General features: G+C 65.6%; 14 protein-coding genes, 1 tRNA gene, 2 rRNA genes and 1 pseudogene (1 of these 18 cut by a window edge). 12 read left to right on the top strand and 6 right to left on the bottom strand.

What is annotated here, in order from left to right; all coding sequences use genetic code 11:
• The 4 genes from ACR9FL_RS16125 to ACR9FL_RS16110 form a co-directional block, all read left to right on the top strand.
• A 23S ribosomal RNA gene (locus ACR9FL_RS16125) occupies positions 1 to 1,414 on the top strand (it extends 1,366 nt beyond the left edge of the window).
• 80 nt (positions 1,415 to 1,494) lie between these two features.
• Positions 1,495 to 1,609: ribosomal RNA gene (gene rrf, locus ACR9FL_RS16120) — 5S ribosomal RNA — on the top strand.
• Between the two features lie 98 nt (positions 1,610 to 1,707).
• Positions 1,708 to 1,784: transfer RNA gene (locus ACR9FL_RS16115), tRNA-Met, on the top strand.
• A gap of 138 nt (positions 1,785 to 1,922) precedes the next feature.
• Positions 1,923 to 3,112, top strand: a protein-coding gene (locus ACR9FL_RS16110) for an IS3 family transposase (protein ID WP_134581407.1) whose coding sequence is annotated in 2 segments (ribosomal slippage) — positions 1,923 to 2,175 and positions 2,175 to 3,112 — 1,191 coding nt in all. Because the reading frame shifts where the segments join, the coding sequence is not laid out codon by codon here.
• 1,223 nt (positions 3,113 to 4,335) lie between these two features.
• On the opposite strand, the gene ACR9FL_RS16105 is transcribed toward ACR9FL_RS16110, so the two are convergent.
• From ACR9FL_RS16105 to ACR9FL_RS16090, 4 genes are read right to left on the bottom strand one after another with little or no spacing between them, the layout of a single operon-like run.
• Positions 4,336 to 5,907 (bottom strand): hydantoinase B/oxoprolinase family protein, encoded by a 1,572-nt coding sequence (locus ACR9FL_RS16105; protein ID WP_436356357.1) that lies wholly within the window; start codon positions 5,905 to 5,907, stop codon positions 4,336 to 4,338.
• Positions 5,904 to 7,958, bottom strand: coding sequence for a hydantoinase/oxoprolinase family protein (locus tag ACR9FL_RS16100; RefSeq protein ID WP_436356356.1), 2,055 nt, complete (start codon positions 7,956 to 7,958; stop codon positions 5,904 to 5,906). Before ACR9FL_RS16100 ends, ACR9FL_RS16105 begins: the two co-directional genes overlap by 4 nt.
• Positions 7,955 to 8,845 (bottom strand): PfkB family carbohydrate kinase, encoded by an 891-nt coding sequence (locus tag ACR9FL_RS16095; RefSeq protein WP_436356355.1) that lies wholly within the window; start codon positions 8,843 to 8,845, stop codon positions 7,955 to 7,957. Before ACR9FL_RS16095 ends, ACR9FL_RS16100 begins: the two co-directional genes overlap by 4 nt.
• A gap of 11 nt (positions 8,846 to 8,856) precedes the next feature.
• Positions 8,857 to 9,870 (bottom strand): SIS domain-containing protein, encoded by a 1,014-nt coding sequence (locus ACR9FL_RS16090; RefSeq protein WP_436356354.1) that lies wholly within the window; start codon positions 9,868 to 9,870, stop codon positions 8,857 to 8,859.
• 127 nt (positions 9,871 to 9,997) lie between these two features.
• Here ACR9FL_RS16090 and ACR9FL_RS16085 point away from each other — a divergent pair, with 127 nt between their 5' ends.
• From ACR9FL_RS16085 to ACR9FL_RS16070, 4 genes are all read left to right on the top strand, one after another.
• Positions 9,998 to 10,768 carry a GntR family transcriptional regulator gene (locus ACR9FL_RS16085; RefSeq protein ID WP_436356353.1) on the top strand — a complete coding sequence of 257 codons (771 nt, stop codon included), beginning with the start codon at positions 9,998 to 10,000 and terminating at the stop codon, positions 10,766 to 10,768.
• A gap of 236 nt (positions 10,769 to 11,004) precedes the next feature.
• On the top strand, positions 11,005 to 13,839 hold the full coding sequence (locus tag ACR9FL_RS16080; RefSeq protein ID WP_436356352.1) for a TonB-dependent receptor domain-containing protein: 2,835 nt from the start codon (positions 11,005 to 11,007) through the stop codon (positions 13,837 to 13,839).
• Positions 13,840 to 13,903: 64 nt separating this feature from the next.
• Positions 13,904 to 15,520, top strand: coding sequence for a gamma-glutamyltransferase (locus ACR9FL_RS16075; RefSeq protein ID WP_436356351.1), 1,617 nt, complete (start codon positions 13,904 to 13,906; stop codon positions 15,518 to 15,520).
• A 12-nt stretch (positions 15,521 to 15,532) separates the two neighbouring features.
• A complete protein-coding gene (locus ACR9FL_RS16070; RefSeq protein ID WP_436356350.1) occupies positions 15,533 to 16,846 on the top strand; it encodes an MFS transporter in 1,314 nt (437 codons plus the stop codon).
• Positions 16,847 to 17,011: 165 nt separating this feature from the next.
• Here ACR9FL_RS16070 and ACR9FL_RS16065 read toward each other — a convergent pair.
• A pseudogene (locus ACR9FL_RS16065) lies at positions 17,012 to 17,262 on the bottom strand (transposase); the annotation flags it as partial.
• A 575-nt stretch (positions 17,263 to 17,837) separates the two neighbouring features.
• On the opposite strand from ACR9FL_RS16065, the gene ACR9FL_RS16060 reads away from it, so the two are divergent.
• Positions 17,838 to 18,920, top strand: a complete 1,083-nt coding sequence (locus tag ACR9FL_RS16060; protein ID WP_436356349.1) for an IS110 family transposase — start codon at positions 17,838 to 17,840, stop codon at positions 18,918 to 18,920.
• 703 nt (positions 18,921 to 19,623) lie between these two features.
• On the opposite strand, the gene ACR9FL_RS16055 is transcribed toward ACR9FL_RS16060, so the two are convergent.
• Positions 19,624 to 19,854 (bottom strand): helix-turn-helix domain-containing protein, encoded by a 231-nt coding sequence (locus ACR9FL_RS16055; RefSeq protein ID WP_200167877.1) that lies wholly within the window; start codon positions 19,852 to 19,854, stop codon positions 19,624 to 19,626.
• 135 nt (positions 19,855 to 19,989) lie between these two features.
• On the opposite strand from ACR9FL_RS16055, the gene ACR9FL_RS16050 reads away from it, so the two are divergent.
• From ACR9FL_RS16050 to ACR9FL_RS16040, 3 genes are read left to right on the top strand one after another with little or no spacing between them, the layout of a single operon-like run.
• Positions 19,990 to 20,370 carry a hypothetical protein gene (locus ACR9FL_RS16050; protein ID WP_436356348.1) on the top strand — a complete coding sequence of 127 codons (381 nt, stop codon included), beginning with the start codon at positions 19,990 to 19,992 and terminating at the stop codon, positions 20,368 to 20,370.
• Positions 20,367 to 20,807 carry a hypothetical protein gene (locus ACR9FL_RS16045; protein ID WP_436356347.1) on the top strand — a complete coding sequence of 147 codons (441 nt, stop codon included), beginning with the start codon at positions 20,367 to 20,369 and terminating at the stop codon, positions 20,805 to 20,807. Before ACR9FL_RS16050 ends, ACR9FL_RS16045 begins: the two co-directional genes overlap by 4 nt.
• On the top strand, positions 20,804 to 21,055 hold the full coding sequence (locus tag ACR9FL_RS16040) for an RNA polymerase sigma factor (protein ID WP_436356346.1): 252 nt from the start codon (positions 20,804 to 20,806) through the stop codon (positions 21,053 to 21,055). The genes ACR9FL_RS16045 and ACR9FL_RS16040 overlap by 4 nt, the downstream gene beginning before the upstream one ends.
• Positions 21,056 to 21,081: the final 26 nt, after the last annotated feature.

Raw genomic sequence — 21,081 nt, 5'->3', positions numbered from 1 at the left:
TAGTCGGCCCCTAAGGCGAGGCTGAAAAGCGTAGTCGATGGGAAGCAGGTAAATATTCCTGCACCAGCTGGAAGTGACGGATGGCATAACTTGTAAGGGCTTATTGGATTGTCCTTGCAGGGGCGTTGTCCCTGGAAATAACTCCAGCAGAGACCGTACCCGAAACCGACACAGGTGGTCAGGTAGAGCATACCAAGGCGCTTGAGAGAACTGTGCTGAAGGAACTCGGCAAATTGCACGCGTAACTTCGGAATAAGCGTGACTCACCTTGCGCAAGCAGGAATGAGTGGCACAAGCCAGGGGGTAGCGACTGTTTAGCAAAAACACAGGGCTCTGCGAAGCAGCAATGCGACGTATAGGGTCTGACGCCTGCCCGGTGCCTGAAGGTTAAAGGGAGGAGTGAAAGCTCCGAACTGAAGCCCAGGTAAACGGCGGCCGTAACTATAACGGTCCTAAGGTAGCGAAATTCCTTGTCGGGTAAGTTCCGACCTGCACGAATGGCGTAACGACTTCCCCACTGTCTCCAGCACAGGCTCAGTGAAATTGAATTCCCCGTGAAGATGCGGGGTTCCCGCGGTCAGACGGAAAGACCCTATGAACCTTTACTATAGCTTCGCCTTGGCGTTAGCGACCGTATGTGTAGGATAGGTGGGAGGCTATGAAACCGGGGCGCCAGCTCTGGTGGAGCCATCCTTGAAATACCACCCTTACTGTCGTTGACGTCTAACCGAGGACCGTTATCCGGTCCCGGGACATGGCGTGGTGGGTAGTTTGACTGGGGCGGTCGCCTCCTAAAGTGTAACGGAGGCGCGCGATGGTGGGCTCAGACCGGTCGGAAATCGGTCGTCGAGTGCAATGGCATAAGCCCGCCTGACTGCGAGACTGACAAGTCGAGCAGAGACGAAAGTCGGCCATAGTGATCCGGTGGTCCCGAGTGGAAGGGCCATCGCTCAACGGATAAAAGGTACTCTAGGGATAACAGGCTGATTTTGCCCAAGAGTCCATATCGACGGCAAAGTTTGGCACCTCGATGTCGGCTCATCACATCCTGGGGCTGGAGCAGGTCCCAAGGGTATGGCTGTTCGCCATTTAAAGTGGTACGTGAGCTGGGTTCAGAACGTCGTGAGACAGTTTGGTCCCTATCTGCCGTGGGTGTTCGAAGCTTGAGAGGATCTGTCCCTAGTACGAGAGGACCGGGATGGACATACCTCTGGTGGACCTGTCATGGCGCCAGCCGTGCAGCAGGGTAGCTAAGTATGGAATAGATAACCGCTGAAAGCATCTAAGCGGGAAACTAACCTCAAAACAAGGCTTCGCTGAGGATCGTGGAAGACTACCACGTTGATAGGCCAGGTGTGGAAGCGCGGTGACGTGTGAAGCTTACTGGTACTAATAATCCGATCGGCTTGATCGTTTCTCAGCAAAACTCATTCGGTTCTACTTGCCGATAATACAATCGCGACGATGTCTTCTTCTTCTTGTGTGTCTGGTTGACCCCGTGGCTATGTCGGAGGTTCCACACCCGATCCCATTCCGAACTCGGTCGTTAAGCCCTCCAGAGCCAATGGTACTTCGTCTCAAGGCGCGGGAGAGTAGGTCGCCGCGGGGTCTACCAAGCACATAAGCATTATTCATCGGGTCTACCGCGCTTCGCGCTACTTGAGACCTGATAGTCTTCGAACCATTCTTCCTCACTAACCGCCTTGCCGCGGGATGGAGCAGCCCGGTAGCTCGTCAGGCTCATAACCTGAAGGTCGCAGGTTCAAATCCTGCTCCCGCACCCAAGATTTAGCCCGCTATTCCAATAGGATAGCGGGTTTTTTCATGCCTGGAACCCGCACCCCAAATCCAACCGTGGTGACGTGACCCCCTGAAACTCCTCCAGGAATAGCTAGAGTCCGCCCTAACGAAGGACGGACAGAATGAAGCGATCAAGGTTCACGGAAGAGCAGATCATCGGGATCCTGCGGGAGCAGGAAGCCGGAGTGACGACGGCGGAGGTGTGTAGGCGTCACGGGGTCAGCTCGGCGACCTTTTACAAATGGAAGGCCAAGTTCGGCGGGCTCGACGTGTCGGAGGCTCGGCGGCTGAAGACGCTTGAAGACGAGAACGCCCGGCTCAAGCGAATGTTGGCGGACGCGATGCTGGACAACGTGGCCCTGAAGGACCTGCTGGGAAAAAAGTGGTGACGCCCGCCGGCTGGCGCGAGGCGGCTGGTCATCTGCAAGCCGCCTACGAGATGAGCGAAAGGCGGGCGTGCCGTGTTCTGGGCGTCGATCGGACGAGCGTGCGCTATCAGGCGACGCGCCCGGACGACGGCGCCCTGCGCGACCGGCTGAGGGCCCTCGCCCAGGAGCGTCGCCGGTTCGGCTACCGCCGCCTGCACGTCCTGCTGCGGCGCGAGGGCCATGCGGTCAACAAGAAGCGGGTTCAGCGGATCTATCGTGAGGAACGGCTGACGGTGCGCCGGCGCGGCGGGCGGAAGCGAGCAATGGGCACGCGGAGACCGCTGGACCTGCCGCTGGTGGCCAACCAGCGCTGGTCGCTGGACTTCGTCTCTGACCAGATGACGGACGGGCGGCGCTTCCGCATCCTGACGGTGATCGACAACTGCACCCGCGAGTGCCTGGCGTTGGTGGCCGACACCTCGCTGTCGGGCGCTCGGGTGGTGCGAGAGTTGGACGCCGTCATCCGGCAGCGGGGCCGACCCGACACCATCGTCAGCGACAACGGCACGGAATACACCTCGAACGCCGTCCTGGCGTGGGCCGACGACACCGGCGTCGGCTGGCATTACATCGCGCCGGGCAAGCCCCAGCAGAACGGCTTCAATGAGAGCTTCAACGGGCGCCTGCGTGACGAGCTGCTGAACGAGACGCTGTTTCGATCCCTGCCGCACGCGCGCGCGGTGCTCGAGGCCTGGCGGCGTGACTACAACGAACGGCGACCGCACTCGAAGCTCGGCTGGCTGACGCCGCAGGCCTACGCGCAAGCCCTTGCTGGAAACGCCGGGCGGCCTGCTGCGCTGGTTGACGGCTGCGCAGGCCGCCCTATTGCCAACCCAACCAATCTCTACCCAGATCAACCTCGGACTCTTGTTATGGCTGGATGAGAAACGGGGGTCACGTCAGTGGAAGCCTCGTGGAAGCACCCGGAAAGTAAAAAGCGCGCCAAAGAAAGGCTGTAGTCACGTCTGCGCGAGGTTGGCGATAGAGCTCCTCGAAGCGGGCGAGCAGTGCATCGAAAGTGCGCTCAAGCAGAGTGCGAGCCTGGGACCTCACGGTATTGTCCGCGACGCCCTCAGCCGTCATCGCCACCAAGGCCTCGCGCGGTGCATGAACCAGTACCCTCGCGAGTTCCGGCTGATCGAAGGGGCTGACCGCCCAATCGTCGAGAAGCGTCAGACTCTGCCTGTCCCTCGCCAAACGCACTGCTCGACCAAGGTCGCCACGACGCGCTCCGCCGTGTCGTGCTGCTCAAGCGAAAGGCTCGGAAGGAGCGAAATGAGGATCGGCAACGACCGTCCGAAATCGGCCGCCGCCATCGTCGCCAAGCTGTCGACGACTCCGCCCACCACCGCGTCGCTGGGTCGGTGTACGCAATCTGTTCGAATGTCTCCCAAGCCAAGGCGTCGTCGAAAGAAAGGACCTCGCCGATTCGGCTGGCAACATACCCCCGCGCGGCCGGAGCCGCGAACGTCGCACGCGCGGCTCGTATCAGATCGCCAACCTGGGGCTTCCAAACGCCGGGTAGATCCAGCGAGTCGAGAGTTCCGACCAGGGCAGTGACTGGCGGTGCCGGAGACGGCCCGTCACCCGTGCCCATATAGGCGGCCTCGGCCTCTGCAGCGCTCGCAGGAAGGTGGAACGCTAGAAGCAAGAGTAGGGCCGACATCGCGTCGCGATCGTGATCCTTGACCTAGTCTAAGCCGGGACGCGCCCGATTGGGCGAGGGCTTGTTCGACAGCTGTTGCGACGGCGGCATTGAGGGACGCTCTGCGTAGTTGAACCTCTGCCCAAAGCGCGGTGACACTCTTGGCTAGGGCGGTTGCGCGTCTCGCGGTCGGATGATTTGCGGCCAAGGCGGCCTGGCTTGCTATTGCGTTGGCCCTAATCAAGAGCCGACCGGCTTCGGCAGTTGTCACCACACCGATCGACTCCACTCATCTCTGGTAAGGATTGTACGGCTCGTCCTTAGTCAGTCCGGCACGCGATCGGCCCGGCCTCACCATTCGCCCGCCGGGTGTGAGGGCAGTGGAGACGGACGGCGGACCTTTGCCGGTCCTACGCGACGACGGACCGGCGGTTCAGCGGCGGCGAAGATGTGGCCTCCGGCCTAGGCGGGCGGTCCATAGCCGCCGCCGCCGGGCGTGACGATGCTGATGATCTGCCCCTTCGACAGCGAACCGGCGCCCCCGACGAAGCCGTCCATGCCGCCGGAAACCTCGAATGCGCCGCTGGCGCCGGGCTCCCCGCCCGCCAGGCCCCAGGGACGGCTTTTAAGGCGCGAACCGTCCACCCTGACAAGACAGTCCGCCTCAGCGCGATAGACCCGCCGGATGCCCATGCCGCCCTTGAAGCGACCGTCCCCGCCGGAGCCGTCCACGAGTTCATAGCGCAGCAGCGTCAACGGATACTCCTGCTCGAGCGACTCGGCAGGAAGATTGGAGGTGTTGGTCATGTGGACATGGACGCCGTGCAGGCCGTCCTTGGCGGCCCGCGCGCCGGCGCCGCCTCCGATCGTCTCCAGATACACCCACATTTCGTCCACATCGGCCCGTTGGCCGACGAAGGTGGCCGAGGCGACGGCGCCGTTGCCGGCCGCTGTGACGCGCTCGGGCACGATACGGGCGAGAGCCCCGTGGATGAGGTCCACGACACGCTGCGCCGGCGCGATGCGGCCGTTGACCGCCGCCGGATGCCGGCAATTCAGAATGCTGCCCTTCCGGGCGGCGACGTGCAGCGGGCGCGCCAGACCCGCGTTCGGCAGAATAGTGGGGTCCACGACGGTCTTCACGGCGTAGTACACCGTCGAAAGCAGGGCCGTGTACACCATGTTCAGCCCCGCCCGGACCTGGTCGGGGCCGTCGAAGGCCAGATGCATCTCGTCGCCCTCGACGCGGATCAGGCAGGTGAATGTCATCTCGCCTTCGATGCCGGGATTGTCGAACACGTCGGCGAACTCGTAGACCCCGTCCGGGATCGCGGCGATCCCCGCCCGCATCTTACGTTCGGCGTAGGCCATCAACTGGTCGCCGGCGGCGAGGACGGTCTCGCGGCCGTATTTGTCGCAGAGCTTGCCGAGGCGTTCGACCTCAAGCCGGTTGGCGGCCATCTGGGCACGCAGATCGGAGATGCGCTCGCGCGGCACCTGACAATTCAGCAGGAACAGTTCCTGGAGGTCTTCCTGGAGCACGCCCTCGCGATACAGGCGCAGGGGCGGGATGCGGATGCCTTCCTGGAAGATGTGCGCGTGGCCGCGATCCTCGAAGTCGGCGTGGTGGGCGGTGTTCACCGCCCAGGCGACTAGGTCCGCGCCATGGAACACCGGTTCGGCGATGACGATGTCCGGAAGATGGGTGGCGCCGCCCTCGTAGGCGTCATTGCCGATGAAGACGTCGCCCGGACGGATGGTCTGGGTGGGATTGCGCTGGAGGATGGCCGGGATGATGCCCAGGAAGCTGCCCAGATGCATGGGAATATGTTCGGCCTGGCAAAGCGCTTGGCCCTGGCGGTCGAACAGCGCCGTCGAGCAGTCCCGGCGTTCCTTGATATTGGTCGAATGGCTGGCCCGAACCAGCGCCTCGCCCATTTCTTCGACGATGGAAGACAGGGCGCTGCCGATGACCTCGACCGTGATCGGATCGACGGCGGGGGTCTCGCGAACGACAGGCGTAGACGCGTTCATGACTGGAACTCCAGGATCAGGTTGAGATGCCGCTCGACATGCGCCGTCATGCCGGGGAGCACGATGGTGGTGGTGTCCATCTGTTCCACGATGGCCGGTCCCTCGAAGCACGCGCCAGGCTGCAGCCGGCCGCGGTCGTAGATCGGGCAGTCGACGAAGTCTCCCGCTTCCGGGAACCAGACGCGCCGGGAGCCGACCACGGCGGCTGAAGCGTCTTCCGGTCCTGCGGGGCGGGCCGGAAACGCCGCCTTGGACACGTTTCCGACGGCTTCCAGGCGGCACGTCACCACCTGGACCGGATCGGTGTCGGAGGCGAATCCATAAAGGCGCTGATGCTCGTTCCGGAACCGGGTCAGCACCTCGGGAACGGCCTTGAGGTCGAAGGGGTCCGATCCGGCGGGAACGGCGATCTCGTAGTTCTGGCCGACGTAGCGGACGTCCAGGGTGCGTTGCAGGCGGCGGTCTTGCGGGGCGACGCCTTCTTCGTCGAACCAGCGCCGGGCGCGCTCTCCGAGTTCGTCGAAGACCGCCGCCAGAGCAGGCGCTGCGGCGGCGTCGAGCACGGTCTGGCGCGAGGACGCGAAATCGGCGCGGAGGTCGGTCTGCAGCAGGCCGGTGGCGCACATGATGCCCGGCGTCAGCGGGACGATCACACGCTTCATGTCGAGTTCCCGCGCCAGCCGCGCGGCGTGCAGGGGACCGGCGCCGCCGAAGGCCGCCAGGGCGTAATCGCGCGGATCGTGGCCGCGCTGGACGGAGATGACGCGGATCGCCTTGGCCATATTGGCCGTGACGACGGACAGGATCCCCTGCGCCGTCTCCATCAGGTTCAGGCCCAGACGTCCGGCCAGCCGATCGACGGCGGCTTTCGCCAATTCCTGGTCGATGGCCATGCGGCCGGCCAGCAGGTGCGTCGGGTTCAGGGTTTGGAGCACGACGTTGGCGTCGGTCACGGTCGGCTCCTCATTGCCCCTGCCGTAGCAGACCGGGCCGGGGTCGGCGCCGGCGCTGCGGGGTCCGACCTTGAGCAGGCCTCCGCTGTCGACATAGGCGATGGATCCGCCGCCGGCGCCCACGGTGTGGATGTCGAGCATCGGCGCCTTGATCGGATAGCCGTGGACGTCGGCCTCGCCGGTCAGACCGCAGCGCCCGTCCTTCAGGAGGGCGACGTCGCTGCTGGTGCCGCCCATGTCGAAGGTGATGATGTCGCGCAAACCGGTCGTGTCCGCCAGTCCCTGGGCCGCGACCACGCCGGTGCTCGGACCGGACAGGACCGTGCGGACGGGAAGGCGGGCCGCTTGGTCGAAGCCGATGACGCCGCCGTTGGACTGGGTCAGGTGCGGCGTCGCCGTGAGGCCCAGTTCGGACAACCGCCCCGCGAGGCGGCGGATATAGCGCTGCATGACGGGGCCGAGATAGGCGTTGACCGTCACCGTCGACATCCGCTCGTACTCGCGGAACTCGGGCGCGACCTCGTGCGAAAAGGCGGCGAAGGCTTCCGGGAATTCTTGCTCAATGATGCGGCGCGTCGCCGCCTCGTGTTCCGGCCTCAGGAAGCTGTAGAGATAGCAGACAGCTATCGCCTCGACGCCGGCCTGTTTCAGCGCGCGGACGGCCTCGCGGACCGCCTGCTCGTCCAGCGGGATCTCGACGCTTCCGTCGTGGCGGATGCGCTCCGGAACCTCGAGGCGAAGCGCCCGTGCGACCAATACGGGAGCCTTGTCGGCCTGCAGATCATAGAGGTCCGGACGCTTCTGACGGCCGATCTCCAGAAGATCGCGAAAACCGTCGGTGGTGATCAGGCCGGTGCGAGCGCCCCGGTGCTGAATCAGCGCGTTCGTTCCGACGGTGGTGCCATGACCGAAATAGGAGACTTGGGAAGGGTCGGCGCCGACGCGTTCGAGGCCTTCCCGGACCCCCTGGGCGATGCCGCGCGACGGGTCGTCGGGCGTGGAGGAGACCTTCCAGATATCCACCCGGCCGTCCTCCTCGTTGAACAGACAGATATCCGTGAAGGTGCCGCCGGAATCGACGCCGATACGCCAGCTCATCTTGGTTCCTTACTGAAGGGGCGACGGCGATCCGCCGTCGCTGAAATGGATTGAAACGACTCGGCCCCGGCCTCGTCGCCGGGCCATGGCCGGCCATGGCCGAAGCCGCCGTCCCAGGTGCAGACCCGGGCCGCAAAAGCGGCCCCGGCCCGCAGGGCCTCGTCCAGCGAGGCGCCGTCCAGGACGGCCACGAGGAAGCCGGCGATCAGGCCGTCCCCGGCCCCGAGCGTGTCGACCACCCGCGTCGGCAGGGCGGGCTGGCGCGTCCGTTGCGCTCCAAGCCCCGCCAGGGCGCCTGCGGCCCCCCGTGTGACCACCACGCATCCCGCGCCGAGGCTGATCACCCGGCGCACGAGGTCCTCCGCCTCATGATCCGATCGGTCCGCCGCCGAGAGAAAGGCGAAGTCGAGACCCGGCGTGAACCGCCCGAGGATGTCTTCCGAGGTCCGGGTCGAGAAGTCGAAGGCGAGTCGGCGGGCGGCCGTGCGGACCTGATCGCGGGCGGTTCCGAGATCGCCGAAGATGCTGGTGTGCACCAGGTCGAAGCCGGCGATGTAGGCGAGGTCCTCCGCCTCCAGCCTGTAATCCGCACGAACCCCCGGGTCGCTGCGGAGGAAGCGGCGGTCGCCGGCGTCATGGGCGAGCCAGGCGCGGGCGTTGGATCCGGGACGGCGCCGCAGGCGCGCGCTGTCGACGCCTTCCGCTTCCAGGGCGGCGCGAAGCAGATCGCCGCCCTGGTCGTCGCCCACGCAGCCAAGATAGGCGGCGTCGGCGCCCAGTCGATGGGCCATCACCGCGACGTTGACCGCATTGCCGCCCGGAAACTCCAGTCCGCGGTCGACATAGGTGTCGATGGTGTTGTCGCCCAGCCCCAGAATGCGCGCCATTGTCCTGTTCCTCAGTATTCGGTCTTCCACATATAGCGGCGGGTCGACAGCGGCTGTCCGTGAAGGTCCGAAAGGTGTTCAGACAGACGCTTGAGGGCGGCCTGCAGGACATAGGGCGCGACGATCGGCCGGATGGACGGGGCGATCCCCCTCATCTCCATGTCGAGGGAATCATAGATCATCAGGCGTTGCGTGTGCTTTTGGCAGAAGCGCCGCACCCGTTCCATGAGCTGCCGGCTGGGATCCTCCCCGAGGATCAGGATAAGGGGCGTGTTTTCGTCGACGATCTCGAAGGGGCCGTGGAAGAATTCGGCCGCCTCGATCGGATAGGAGTGCATCCAGAGCATCTCCATCAGGATGCAGACGCCGAACACATAGGCGGGCGTGAAGCCGGGGCCGGACGCGACATGATAGAGGTTGCGGTCGTGCTGGAAGGTCCGGGCGTCGGCGAGCGCCCGGGCGTCGTTGCCCTCCGCCGCATCGGCGATGACGTCCGGAAGGGCGGCCAGTGACGCCAGAAGATCTTCCAGCAGCGGCCACGCATCCTTCTCCGCCATCAGGCCGCCGACCAGCGCCTGCATCATCATGAACAGCGCCACGAAGGATTCGCTGGTCTCGCCCGCCAGGAAGGTCCGCTGCGTCAGCTTCGCGAGCGGCGCCTCGCCCGACAGGGTGAAGCCGACGGTCAGGCACGGCCGGCCCTTGAGATATTCTGCGGCGGCGACGGTCTCGGGCGTGGTCCCGGACTTGGAAGCCAGGACGACAAGCGTGCGAGCATCGAGCCGGACGGGGTCCTGCGCGATGAACTCGGAGGGGAAGTAACGCCGTACCTCGATGGAAGGGCTGAAATGTTCGATCCAGTACTGGAAGCCCTGCATGGCCCGGTTGGCCGAGCCATGCGCGACGAAATAGATGCGGTCGACGTCCGGGGCCAGGGTCCGGCCCAGAGACGCGGCCTCCGCCAGAGCATCGACGCTCTGGGCTAGACCATCTACGATCAGACGCCGATTCACTTCCGAAGCCATACTTGGGTTACCCTCAATGGTGCTGGTGGGGAGTTGATGGACTTGGAGTATACCAACTGTCCGACCTGGTCTAGTCGGTTGTTGAATTTTCGGAAAGGCGCCCCCGGCGTCGCGTTAGGCGAGGAATATGATGACGCTCGAGATTACTGACGAACGGCCGCTTCTGGACGCCACGGTGCCGGCGTACCTGGCGATCCGAAAGTATGTATTGGAGCTCATCAGCGGACCCGATTTTGGTCCGGGGGACCACATCCCGTCCGAACGGACTCTGGCCGAGCGTCTGGGCAAGAACCGCATGACGGTCCGCAAGGCGATCGACGGCCTGATCGCCGAGGGCCTGCTGGAACGCAACAGCACCAACGGCACGCGCGTGCCCTTGCCGAGCGTCGCGCGCCCGATCGATGCGCGGTCGTCGCTGGGGATCAGCCGCATCATCCAGAGCGGCGGCGGCGCGCCCGGCAACAAACTGCTCCACTTTGAGCAGGCGCGCGCCTCCGCCAAGGTCGCGGAGCAGCTTCATATCCGCGAAGGCGAAGACATCGTCATGTTTCGCCGGCTGTGGACCGTGAACGATCGGCCCTTCTGCATCGAGACGAGCCACCTTCCCCTGGCGCTGGTTCCCGACCTGGCCGCAGAGGATCTGATGGCGGGTCAGTCCCTCTACGGCCTGCTCCGCGACCGGTACGACATCGGCGCCGTAAGCGGCGAACGCGAGATCAGCGTGGCCTCCGCCAGCGAGATGGAAGCGCGCCTCCTGGGTCTGGCCGACGGGGCGGCCGGACTGCTCCTGCGCCTTGTCGTCTATGCCGAAGACGGCCGCCCGCTGGAGTATATGCGCTCCATGAACCATCCTCAGCTCGTCGTCTTCCGCACCCAGCACGCTGAATTTCCCGGCTGAATTCCAGACCGGATGACAATTTTGCGGCGATTGGTCGGTGTTCGCTTGTAATTGGACTAATCCAGTGTTTAGCTTTGGTCGAGGTTGGTCGATCTGAGGGCGGGCATCCTTGGCTGATTGGTATAGTTCGCGTCCGCCTCTCTGGCTGATCTTGCGATCCCAGCGAGCCGGGCGACCGCCAACGGTCCGTTCAGGTTCCGGCTCTTTCGCGAGCCGTCTCGGTCAGGGGAATAGGGATGATCAGGATTTCAACGCGCGCCTGGCTGATGTCAGCCACCGCCATGGCGCTCGCGGCGTCGCCCGCCAGGGCGCAGGAGGCCGATGGGCCGCCGTTCGCGCCGCCGCAGGCGGAGGCGAAGGCGCCGGCCGTGTCCAGCGTCAGCGAGATCGTCGTGACGGGCAGCCGAATTCGCCGCCTCGATACGCCCAATCCGGTCCTGACGCTGGATCGCGAGGCGCTGGAGGACTCGAGCTATGTCACCGTCGGCGACCTGGTTCAGCAAATCCCCAACGTCGCAGGGGCAGGTATGACGCCGGGGGAGAACGCCTATGGCGGGACCGGAATGTCGACCGTCTCCCTGCGGGGCCTGGGCTCCGACCGGACGCTGACGCTCGTGGACGGCGTCAGATTCTATTCGGGCGACGTCAATGTGCTGCCGTCCAACATGCTCGAACGCGTCGAGGTGCTGAAGGACGGTGCCTCGGCGGTCTACGGCTCCGACGCGGTCGCCGGGGTGGTGAACTTCCTCACGCGACGTCCTTTCGACGGTCTTGAGGCGAGCGCCTATTACGGCCTCAGCGACAAGGGCGACGCCGCCACTCAGAGCTTCGACCTCACGGCGGGCCGCACCTGGAACCGCGGCGGCCTTGTCGCAGGCGTCAGCTATGCGAAGCAGGAGGCCATCCTGCAGAGCGACCGCGACTGGTCCGCCACCCCTTCGGCGCTCTCGTACGGAAACATCCTCTTCGAGGGCTCGGCGACGGGGCCGCGGGGACGCTACACCGTCTCGCGCGCCGCGGCGACGGCGCTGAACCCCGGACTGAACTGCACCAACCCAGGCAATGTGAACTCGGACTTCGTCTATCTGACCCGCATCGAGGGTGCCGCGGGGGCTGCGGCGGCGGACTTCAAATGCTTCGTGGGATCCGGCGCCGACAACGATACCTTCAACTACGCCGGCGAGACCCAGCTCCTCACGCCGCAGGAACGCTACAGCGTCTTCCTCAACGGCGAGCACGAGCTCGGGGCGGGCGTGTCCGCCTACGGCCGGGTCCTCTATACCCGCACCGAGTCCGACTCCACGATCGCCTCGGACCCGTTCCAGACCGCCGCCTACGGGGTCACGGTGTCGGGCGACAGCCTTTACAATCCGTTTGGCGTGGACCTGCCGGACCTGCGTCTGCGCCTCAGCTCCAACGGCCAGCGCGTCCGCAGCTACGACCGCGACGACTTTCAGGCGACGCTGGGCTTCCGCGGGCGGCTGATGGACCGGTTCGACTGGGACGTCAGCCACACCTTCAGCCGCCAGGACATGATCGCCTCCAAGAGCGGCAGCATCTATCTTCCGGCCATTGAGGCGGCGCTCGGGCCGTCATTCTATGACGCGGGAGGAGTCGCCCGCTGCGGCGCGCCCGGCGCTGTCGTCGCGGGCTGTACGCCGGTGAACTTCTTCGGCGTTCCCACCGCCGAACAGCTCGCGACCGTCTCGCCCGTGCTGAAGAACGTCTACGAGGGGCGCCAGCACGACTTCAACGCCAGTATCGCCGGCGATCTGTTCGACCTCCCGGCCGGTCCGGTCGGCGCCGCCTTCGGCGTCGAATACCGCGACCAGAACTCCAGCTTCCGGCCGGACTTCCTGCTGGCGAACCGGCTTGTCGACGTCCAGCGCGAGGCGCCGAGCGCAGGCGGCTACCACGTGGCGGAAGCCTACGGCGAGATCAACGTGCCGATCCTGGCGGATCTGCCCTTCGCCTACGCCCTGAATTTCAACGCCGGCGTCCGCTACTCCGACTACTCGACCTTCGGCGACACCACGAACGCGAAATACGGCGTGGAGTACCGCCCGGTCCGGGAGCTCTTGCTGCGGGCGACCTACGCCGACGTGTTCAGGGCGCCGACCATCGACGACCTGTTCGCTGGACGCTCGGGCGACACGCCGACCGTCGTGGATCCCTGCAGCGGCGAGGCGGCCGGGATGGGCCTGTGTTCCGACGTTCCGCCGGGCTTCGTCGGCGAGAAGCAGCCGCCCGCTACTAACGGGTCCAATCCCGCTCTGCGGCCGGAGACCGGCGAGACGCTGAGCCTGGGCGCCGTGTGGACGCCGGCCTTCTATCCGGCGCTGACGCTGTCTCTGGACTTCTGGCGCTACAAGATCGAGGAGGCGATCGGGGCGCCGGGCGCCCAGACCATTCTGGACCTGTGCTATCGCGAGGGCCTGCCGGAATACTGCGCGCTGGTGGCCCGGAACGCCCGCGGCGAGATCACCAACATCGACAACACCCTGGCCAACATCGGCGGCGTCGAGACCCAGGGCTTCGACCTGGGCGGCCGCTGGCGAAAGGAGACGCGGTTCGGACGCTTCTCGGCGAGCCTCGACGCGACCTATCTCGATCGGTACGATTCAACGCCGGTCGCGGACCAGCCCGACACGGAGGTCGGCTACGCCGGCCAGTGGAAGGACTCAGCCGCAGGCGGAGAGGGCAATTTCGCCCGACTGCGCACCCTGGCGTCGCTGCGCTGGAGCCAGGGAGACTGGAGCGTGGTCGCGAACCATCGCTTCATCTCCCATGCCTCTGTCCACAACCTCGACAAGGGCGCCGCCGCCAACTGCGACGGCTCCCGCACGGTCGTGCCGACGGCCCAGGGCGACGTTCTGTGCCGCTACACAATCCCGTCCTTCAACTATGTGGATTTGTCGGCCTCCTACGACTACGCGCCGGCGAACGCGCGTCTGACGGTCGGGGTGAACAACCTCTTTGACGAGGAGATGGGCCGTGTGGCCCAGGACTTCCGCACCTATGACGTGATCGGGCGGTTCTTCTACGCGCGGCTCCAGTTGCGCTTCAACTGAGCCACCTCCGGCCGGGACCGCTGGCTTGCGGTCCCGGCCTTTTTTTGAGTTTTAAGCGGAGCAGATGATGGACGCCAGACGCAGGGCCGAACTGGAGGCGACGGCGCGTTTCGGGCCCAAGGGCGCGGTCCGGGCGGACAACGCGATGGTCGTGACCTCCCATCCTCTCGCGACGGAAGCGGCGCTTGAGGCGCTGAAGCGGGGAGGCAACGCCTGCGATGCGGCGCTCGCGGCGGCGGCCATGCAACTCGTCGTCGAGCCGCACATGACGGCGCTGACGGGCGGGCTGAGTCTGCTCTACCGGGACGCCGCAAGCGGGCGGGCCGCCTATATGAACGGCAACATCAACGCCCCCCTGGCGCCGCTGCCTGGCTACTCCGGCCGGGACATCCACACCGCGCGCGGCGTTCCCGTTCCCGGCTGGTGGTCCGGTTTCCAGGCGGCAGCCGGGGCGTGGGGCCGCCTGGGCGTTGCGGCCTTGCTCGACCCGGCGATCGCGGTGGCGCGCGAGGGGTTCCGAATGAACCCTTACCTGTTCGGGCTGGTCTACGGCCACCTCGAGCAGCTGGGCGTTCACGAACAGGGCCGGGAAGTCTTCTGGCCGGACGGCGAACTCGTGGGCCCGGACGGCCTTGTCCGCCAGGCGCGGATGGCCCGGACGCTCGAACGCCTGCGGGACGAGGGGGACGCCTATTATCTCGGCGATTTCGCGCACGCCTTCTGCGCCGAATGCCAGGGTGCGGGGGGCGTCATCACGCCGGAAGACTTCCGCGCCTACCGGCCGATGTTCCAGCGACCGCTGGAGGGCCGATACCGCCGTTTCGACTTGATCGGTTCGCCGCCGCCCGATGACGGCGGACTGATGCTGATCGAGGCGTTCAACATGCTCGAGCGATTCGACATCGCGCGCATGGGGCCACCCTCGGAATCGTTCGAGACGCTGCAGCTCCTGATTCGGGCGCACAACGCCGTCTATTACGCGCCGCCGCGGCAGGGCGATCTCGACACCGCGCCTGCGGAGATCGGCATCCTGCTGTCGAAGGCCTACGCCGAGCAGCGTCTCACGCTGATGGAGATGGACGAGCCGCGCGCGGCCGGGGCCTGCCCGACCCCCGGCACCATTCACATCTCGGTGGTCGACGCGGCGGGCAATTGCGCCTCGCTGACCCATTCCCACATGGCGTCGCCGTGGGTGAACGGCCTGTTCGCCGAGGGCTTCCAGCTGTCCGGCGGCGGTTCCTTTTTCCAACGGATCCTGCCTCAACCGGGCGCGCGGGCGACGGTGTATCTGGCGCCCATGATCGTGCTCGATCAGGGCCGCCCGGTCATCGTGGCGGGGTCGCCTTCCGTGTCCCTGGTCGCATGCATCCTCCAGAACCTCGTGAACCTCATGGATTTCGGCATGACGGTGGAGCAGTCGGTGAGCCAGCCTCGCTTCGGCGCCCGGCCCCACTCGCCGGATCTTGGCTGGCTTCCCGGCACGACCCTGGAAGCCGATTTCCCGCCGGCCGTCCGCTCCGCCTTCCTGGACTGGACCGGCCGCCGACGCCTGTGGTCCCGCATCGTCCAGCCGCGCTGCACTCTGACGGGCAATTTCGAAGCGGTCGCCCGCGACCTGAAGAGCGGCCGGCTCAGTTCGGCCGCCGATCCCCGGCGCGTCGGCGCCGCAGCCGGCTATTGAAGGAACCTCCTTATGGATCAACGCCCGCTGGCGAGCCCGCCCGTCGCCGATTACGGCGACGAGGGATCGCCCTTCTACCGCAAGGTCCTGCTCACGGCCGTCCTCGGCAATGTGGTCGAATGGTATGACAACGCGCTGTACGGCATTCTGGCGGTCTTCCTTGCCCGCACCTTCTTTCCGGAAAGCGACCCGACGGCCGCGCTGCTTGCGACCTATGTCGGCCTGATCGCCGCCTACGCCATCCGCCCCGTCGGCGGCGTGCTGATGGGCCGGCTCAGCGACGTGCGCGGCCATCGGTTCACGTTGATGCTCACGATCGGCCTGATGACCGGCGGCACCCTCCTCATCGGTCTGCTGCCGGGCTATTCCGCCGTGGGCCTGGCCGCGCCCGCCCTTCTGATGCTCTGCCGGCTCATCCAGGGAGTCGGCGCCAGCGGTGAGTACACGGTCGCCGCCAACTTCATCCTGGAGCACGGGCCGCGCCGCAAGCGCCAGTACCTGGCGGGCTGGAGCGTCGGCTCGACCTCGGTCGGCCCCCTGATCGCCTCGCTCGTGGCCGTCGCCCTGACCAGCGCCTTGTCGCCGGAGGCGTTCGAAAGCTGGGGCTGGCGCATCCTGTTCCTGCTGTCGGCGCCGATGGGGCTGGTGACGCTCTTCATCCGTCGTCACGCCCCCGACCTTCCGCGAATCCAGAAGGTCCTGGATCATGCGGCCGAGGTCTCGCCCCCGTCGCGGCCGTTCGTCGAGGCAGTGCGCGGCCACTGGAGGGAGATGGCGCAGGTCATCGCCCTGGGCGCGGGACAGCGGATCGGCACCTTCTGCATCTCGACCTATTTCGTGACGGCGCTGATCGGGGCCGGGTTCGGCGAGACGCGCGCAATCTTCGCCTCGATCCTAGCCTATCTGATCGGTCCGCCGGCCGCCATCCTGGGCGGCCTCATCGCTGACCGGGTAGGCGGCCGGATCGTGCTGATCGTCGGCTTCGCCGCATTCACGCTCCTGACCGTTCCGACCTTTCTCGTCATCGGCACCTCGCTGGGGCTGACCCTCGCGGCGGTCCTGGGCTTCACCTTCGTCAACAACTTCGTAGGCGCCCCGCTGACGCATGCCTATGTGATGACCTTCTCCCCGGAGGTGCGGGGAACGGCGTCGGCGCTAAACTACAACATCGGCACGACCCTGATCGGCTCCACGGCGCCGCTCGTGGCCGCAGCCCTTTTTGCCCGCACGGGAAGCAATCTCTCCTTCGCCTGGTACATGACGGCGGCCTGTGTGCTGTCGCTGGCGGTGGCGGTGTTCGCCTACCCTCAGAAGGCCAAGGCGTGACCTGCTCGGCGCGAGATGAGATCAGGCCGCGCAGGCGCCTGGCCGCAGGTCAGGACGGCCGTCGAGCATCCTTCGGCACGATGAATGACCGGCAGCAGATCAATGTGCGGATGGACGGCGTGATCCGAAGTGTCGTGTTTCGACCCGGGGGCGATCGCTCTGACCGTTCTCCCGCCGCAACCGGGCCGCCTCCGCCGCCAGATCCGACGGCGACGGTGACGGTGACGACGCCTGTGTTATGGATCGCCCCGACGTTCCCGTCGCCTGCATCCCAAACGGCGTCATCCATCGACCCAGCACCGTCTCGTGCAGACGCGACTCGCGGGCCACCGCCGGCGAGTCAGCCCACTGTTGGCGACCCGATCAACGGTCTCCCTCTTGAACGATTCCGGAACCACCCGGCGTTCATCACTCATCAGATACTCCTCTCCACCTCCGAACCTATCAGTTGATGAAGCTGTCGAACGACATGCTTCATGACTTCGCCCCCGGCGAGAGACTCCGCGATTTTGTCGCTCAGCTCTGGCGCATCTTTGCGGAGCGTGGGCGCATCCAAGTGCGGTGACAGCGAGGTCTGAACCGCACTTTACGAGGCCGCCAGCAGGCTACTCGTGCGCTGCAAGACGCCCTCGGAACTGCGGAGTTGGGGCTCAGCCTGTGCCGCACAGCGAGCACGCGTTGAGTGTTTGGCCGTCCCCGGACCCCTCTGAGACCAGCCTGAGCCGACCTCTGCGTCGAGCTCGTAGTATTGCATAGACCTTTACGCGGCTTAGTCGAGCATCAGGATGGACACGCGCGGCTTCCGCGTAGGACGGAGTAGTGTTATGATAGCAAAAGTATAGTCTAGGGGAGGCCTAAGATTAGTATTGCCGGTGTAATCGGGCCGGCTCGCCTCTCGCCTGAAGCCTCGCCCAGACACCGCATCCCGTCCGTGGACGTTGTCGCCGTTGCGCGCGCACCGCCGCGACCCGCTCAACGGCGGAGAGGGACGATGACGGAACACTATGCGGGCCTGGACGTGGGCGTGGCCGAGACGGCGATCTGCATCGTCGATCTGAAAGGCGAGGTGCGGCTGGAGAGGACGGTGGCGACCGAGCCGGACGTCATTGCTCAGGCTCTGGCGCCGTGGCGCGCCACGCTGCGACGGGCCGGGCACGAGGCCGGGGCGCTGTCGCCGTGGCTGCAGCCAGCGCTGAAAGACCTGGGCGTGCCGGCGACCTGCCTGGAGACCCGCCATGTGCGGGCGGCGTTGGCGGCCCAGCGCAACAAGACCGACGCGACCGACGCCCTGGGGCTGGCCCACCTGATGCGCACCGGCTGGTACCGGACCGCCCATGTGAAAACCGAGGCGGCCTACCGGCTGCGGCTGCTGCTGATCCAGCGCCGCAACCTGAAGCGCAAATTCCTCGACCTGGAAAACAGCATCCGTCACTCGCTCAAGAGCTTCGGCGTCAAGCTAGCCAAGGTCGGCCGGGGCGCGTTCGACCAGGCCGTTCGCGACGCTTGCGCCGACGATCCGCTGACCGCCGAGCTGATGGACTGCATGCTGATCGCGCGCGCGGCCCTGTGGACCCAGTACCTCAAGCTGCACGCCCTGACGGTGCGGGTCGTAGCTCAGGACGAGGTGTGCCGGCGCTTCATGGCCATCCCCGGGGTGGGGCCGATCGCGGCGCTGACTTTCCGCACGGCGGTCGATGATCCGATGCGGTTCAAACGATCCCGCGACGTCGGCGCCTACTTCGGCCTGACCTCCAAGCGCTGGCAGTCGGGCACGTCGATCGACATCCAGGGCCGCATCAGTAAGGCGGGCGATCCTGATGTCCGACGCGCCCTCTACGAGGCGGCCTCGGCGATGCTGACCCGCTACAAAGGGCGCAGCGCGCTCAAGAGCTGGGGCGAGACCATCGCCAAACGCTGCCACAAGAAGGCGGTCGTCGCCGTGGCCCGCAAGCTCGCCGTGATCATGCACGCCATGTGGCGCGACGGCACGGTCTACGCTGATGCGGTCGAGACCGGCGTCGCCGACGGCGGGGCGACCGCCAAGGAACGCAAACTGCTGGGCGTCTACGCATGATGCGGCGCCCTGACCGAAACCCCGCCGCCAGGTCCGCCTGACCGCGATGGAGATCCGCCCCGGCGGATGAGGACTGATGCAGACCAGGAAAGCGGGAAGCACGATATCTTGCCTGTGGCCGGAGCAATCCGGACCACGCCGGAGTGCCTGTGATGCTGCCCCGCGAGACCGATGCCGACATGCGCCGCGACGGATCCAGAACCGCTCAGTCGGTCGAGACCCCGCCGTCGATGAGCGCGGAAGAGTGCACGGCGCATCAGGACTCGATGTCCGGACCGATCTCCCCGCAGGCCGCGCGGACCCGATCTCGCCGGGGGCGGGCGCGTCTTCACCTTGGTCCATCAAGGGAATACAATATCCATCAGGAGAACGTCATGAAAACGAGCCCCAGAATGTCCCCGATTAAGAGGGCAAGATAAAAGCCACAAGGTGCGGCGGGGGTGGGGTGACGATTCCTCGTCGTATTTCAACTCGATAGGTCAAGGTGTGTGCAGCGCGCGCACCTTGCCTTGGCGGTTATGTCTTTGAAGCGGCATAGCAAATCGCGCCTTTTCTGTGCGTCTTGGCCACCTAAGCAGGCCGGACCACTCCCGGTCGGTCAAGGGCGGCTGCGCCGTCGCGCAGCGATGAGCGCGTGCCGCGCTCACCCCTGACAGTCCTCTCGCGGCCCGGCGTAAGTCCGCCATAGCGACGTTGGTGAAGGTCAGGCCTTCAGTCGAACACCTGGTCCGCCGGTAGCGTCTGCCGGAATGAACACGACCCCGGCTTCCTCGAGCGAGTTCTGAATCCGAGCCATATTAGTGGTGAGGATCGCCCCTTTGCCGGTCTCGAAACGCAAGATGGTGGAGTCGGCGACACCGGATCGTTCTGCCAACTCGCGAACGCTGATTCCGAGCGCAGCGCGAGCCATACGAACCTGCACAGCATGCATCATGACTGAAATTCCTCTTTCTGTGGCGGAATTTCATTGACATCGTCGCTGAAATTCAGTCGAGTGTAGTGGAGATTCCATCAAACTCCACCGCTCAGCGAGGACTGGGCGACCGAGCGTTTGCGCGGGAGGTTCCGCATGCCTGATTTCCAGAGGGTATCCTGGCACCAACAGTGGCTGGCGCTCAATGACGAGTATGCCCGGCAGTTAGACATTTGGGCGGTGGCCTTGGCGCGCCTTGAGCGCCAGCGGGGTTGGTTCGCCATGTCAGACGCGGATGGCGATCGGGCGGAGCGGGCCAGCGGGCTTACTGACATAAACACCCGCCTGCGGTTGATGGATCGCCGCCTGCGCCGCTGGTTGCGCTTCCTGCCCAAGACACCGGCTATCGATATCGAGGGCGTCGTTGCGAACCTCCAAGTCGCCGAACGCCTCCTGGCGCCGGAGGAAAACCGCATTGTGCATGGACTGATCGTCCGCGCCGCCCGCGATCTCTCACGTTTGAAGCCTACGTCATGACCCGCGCTCGTCGGGACCCTGACCGACGTTTGGCCCAGGCGCTTGCGGGGAATGCTCGAGCTTTCAAGGAAATGGCCCAAGCCGGAGACTCGGAGATCAACGGGTCTCGCTCCTACTTTCTGGCCATCGCCATTGAACTGGCTCTGAAGGCCTACCTTCTCCAGCGCGGGATCACGGACGACTGGAACCGTATTCACCTGCGGCATGATCTGCTTAAGGCGCTGAGATGCGCTCGTATGGCAGGCCTGCGCCATCTGCCTGACGGACTTCCTCAACTGACCGCCGCCCTCAGCCCGCTCTATGCTTCCGGGGCGTTATCCTTTGGCCAGGGCAGGCCCGTGCTCCTGATGACGCCGGAAGCCGCCGATAAGGTTGTCGGCGGCCTTCTATCGGCTGTGGTGGCCGCCATAGACGACAATGGGCAGGCAGACACATGAACCGCCAGAAGGCCTCGCCACGACGCATTTCAAGGCGCTCGGCTGCCGCTGATCAGAAGCGGGCCCTAGCCAAGGCGATCCTGCAACTGCCGGCCGATCTGCGGGACGTGTTCCTGCTGCACCGGATGGCGGGCCTGTCCTTTGACGAGATTGGGCAACAACTCGGCATCGAGCGCGCCGTGGTTCAGGCCTATCTGGCGGAAGCCTTGGCGCGGATAGTTCGCGCGATGCCCCCTAATGAATTCTGACATTGGGCTAGGCTAAGCTTTCCTTG

The organism is Brevundimonas sp. CEF1 (assembly GCF_051353055.1).
GTDB lineage: Bacteria > Pseudomonadota > Alphaproteobacteria > Caulobacterales > Caulobacteraceae > Brevundimonas.
This window is presented reverse-complemented; position numbering and strand designations above follow the sequence as displayed.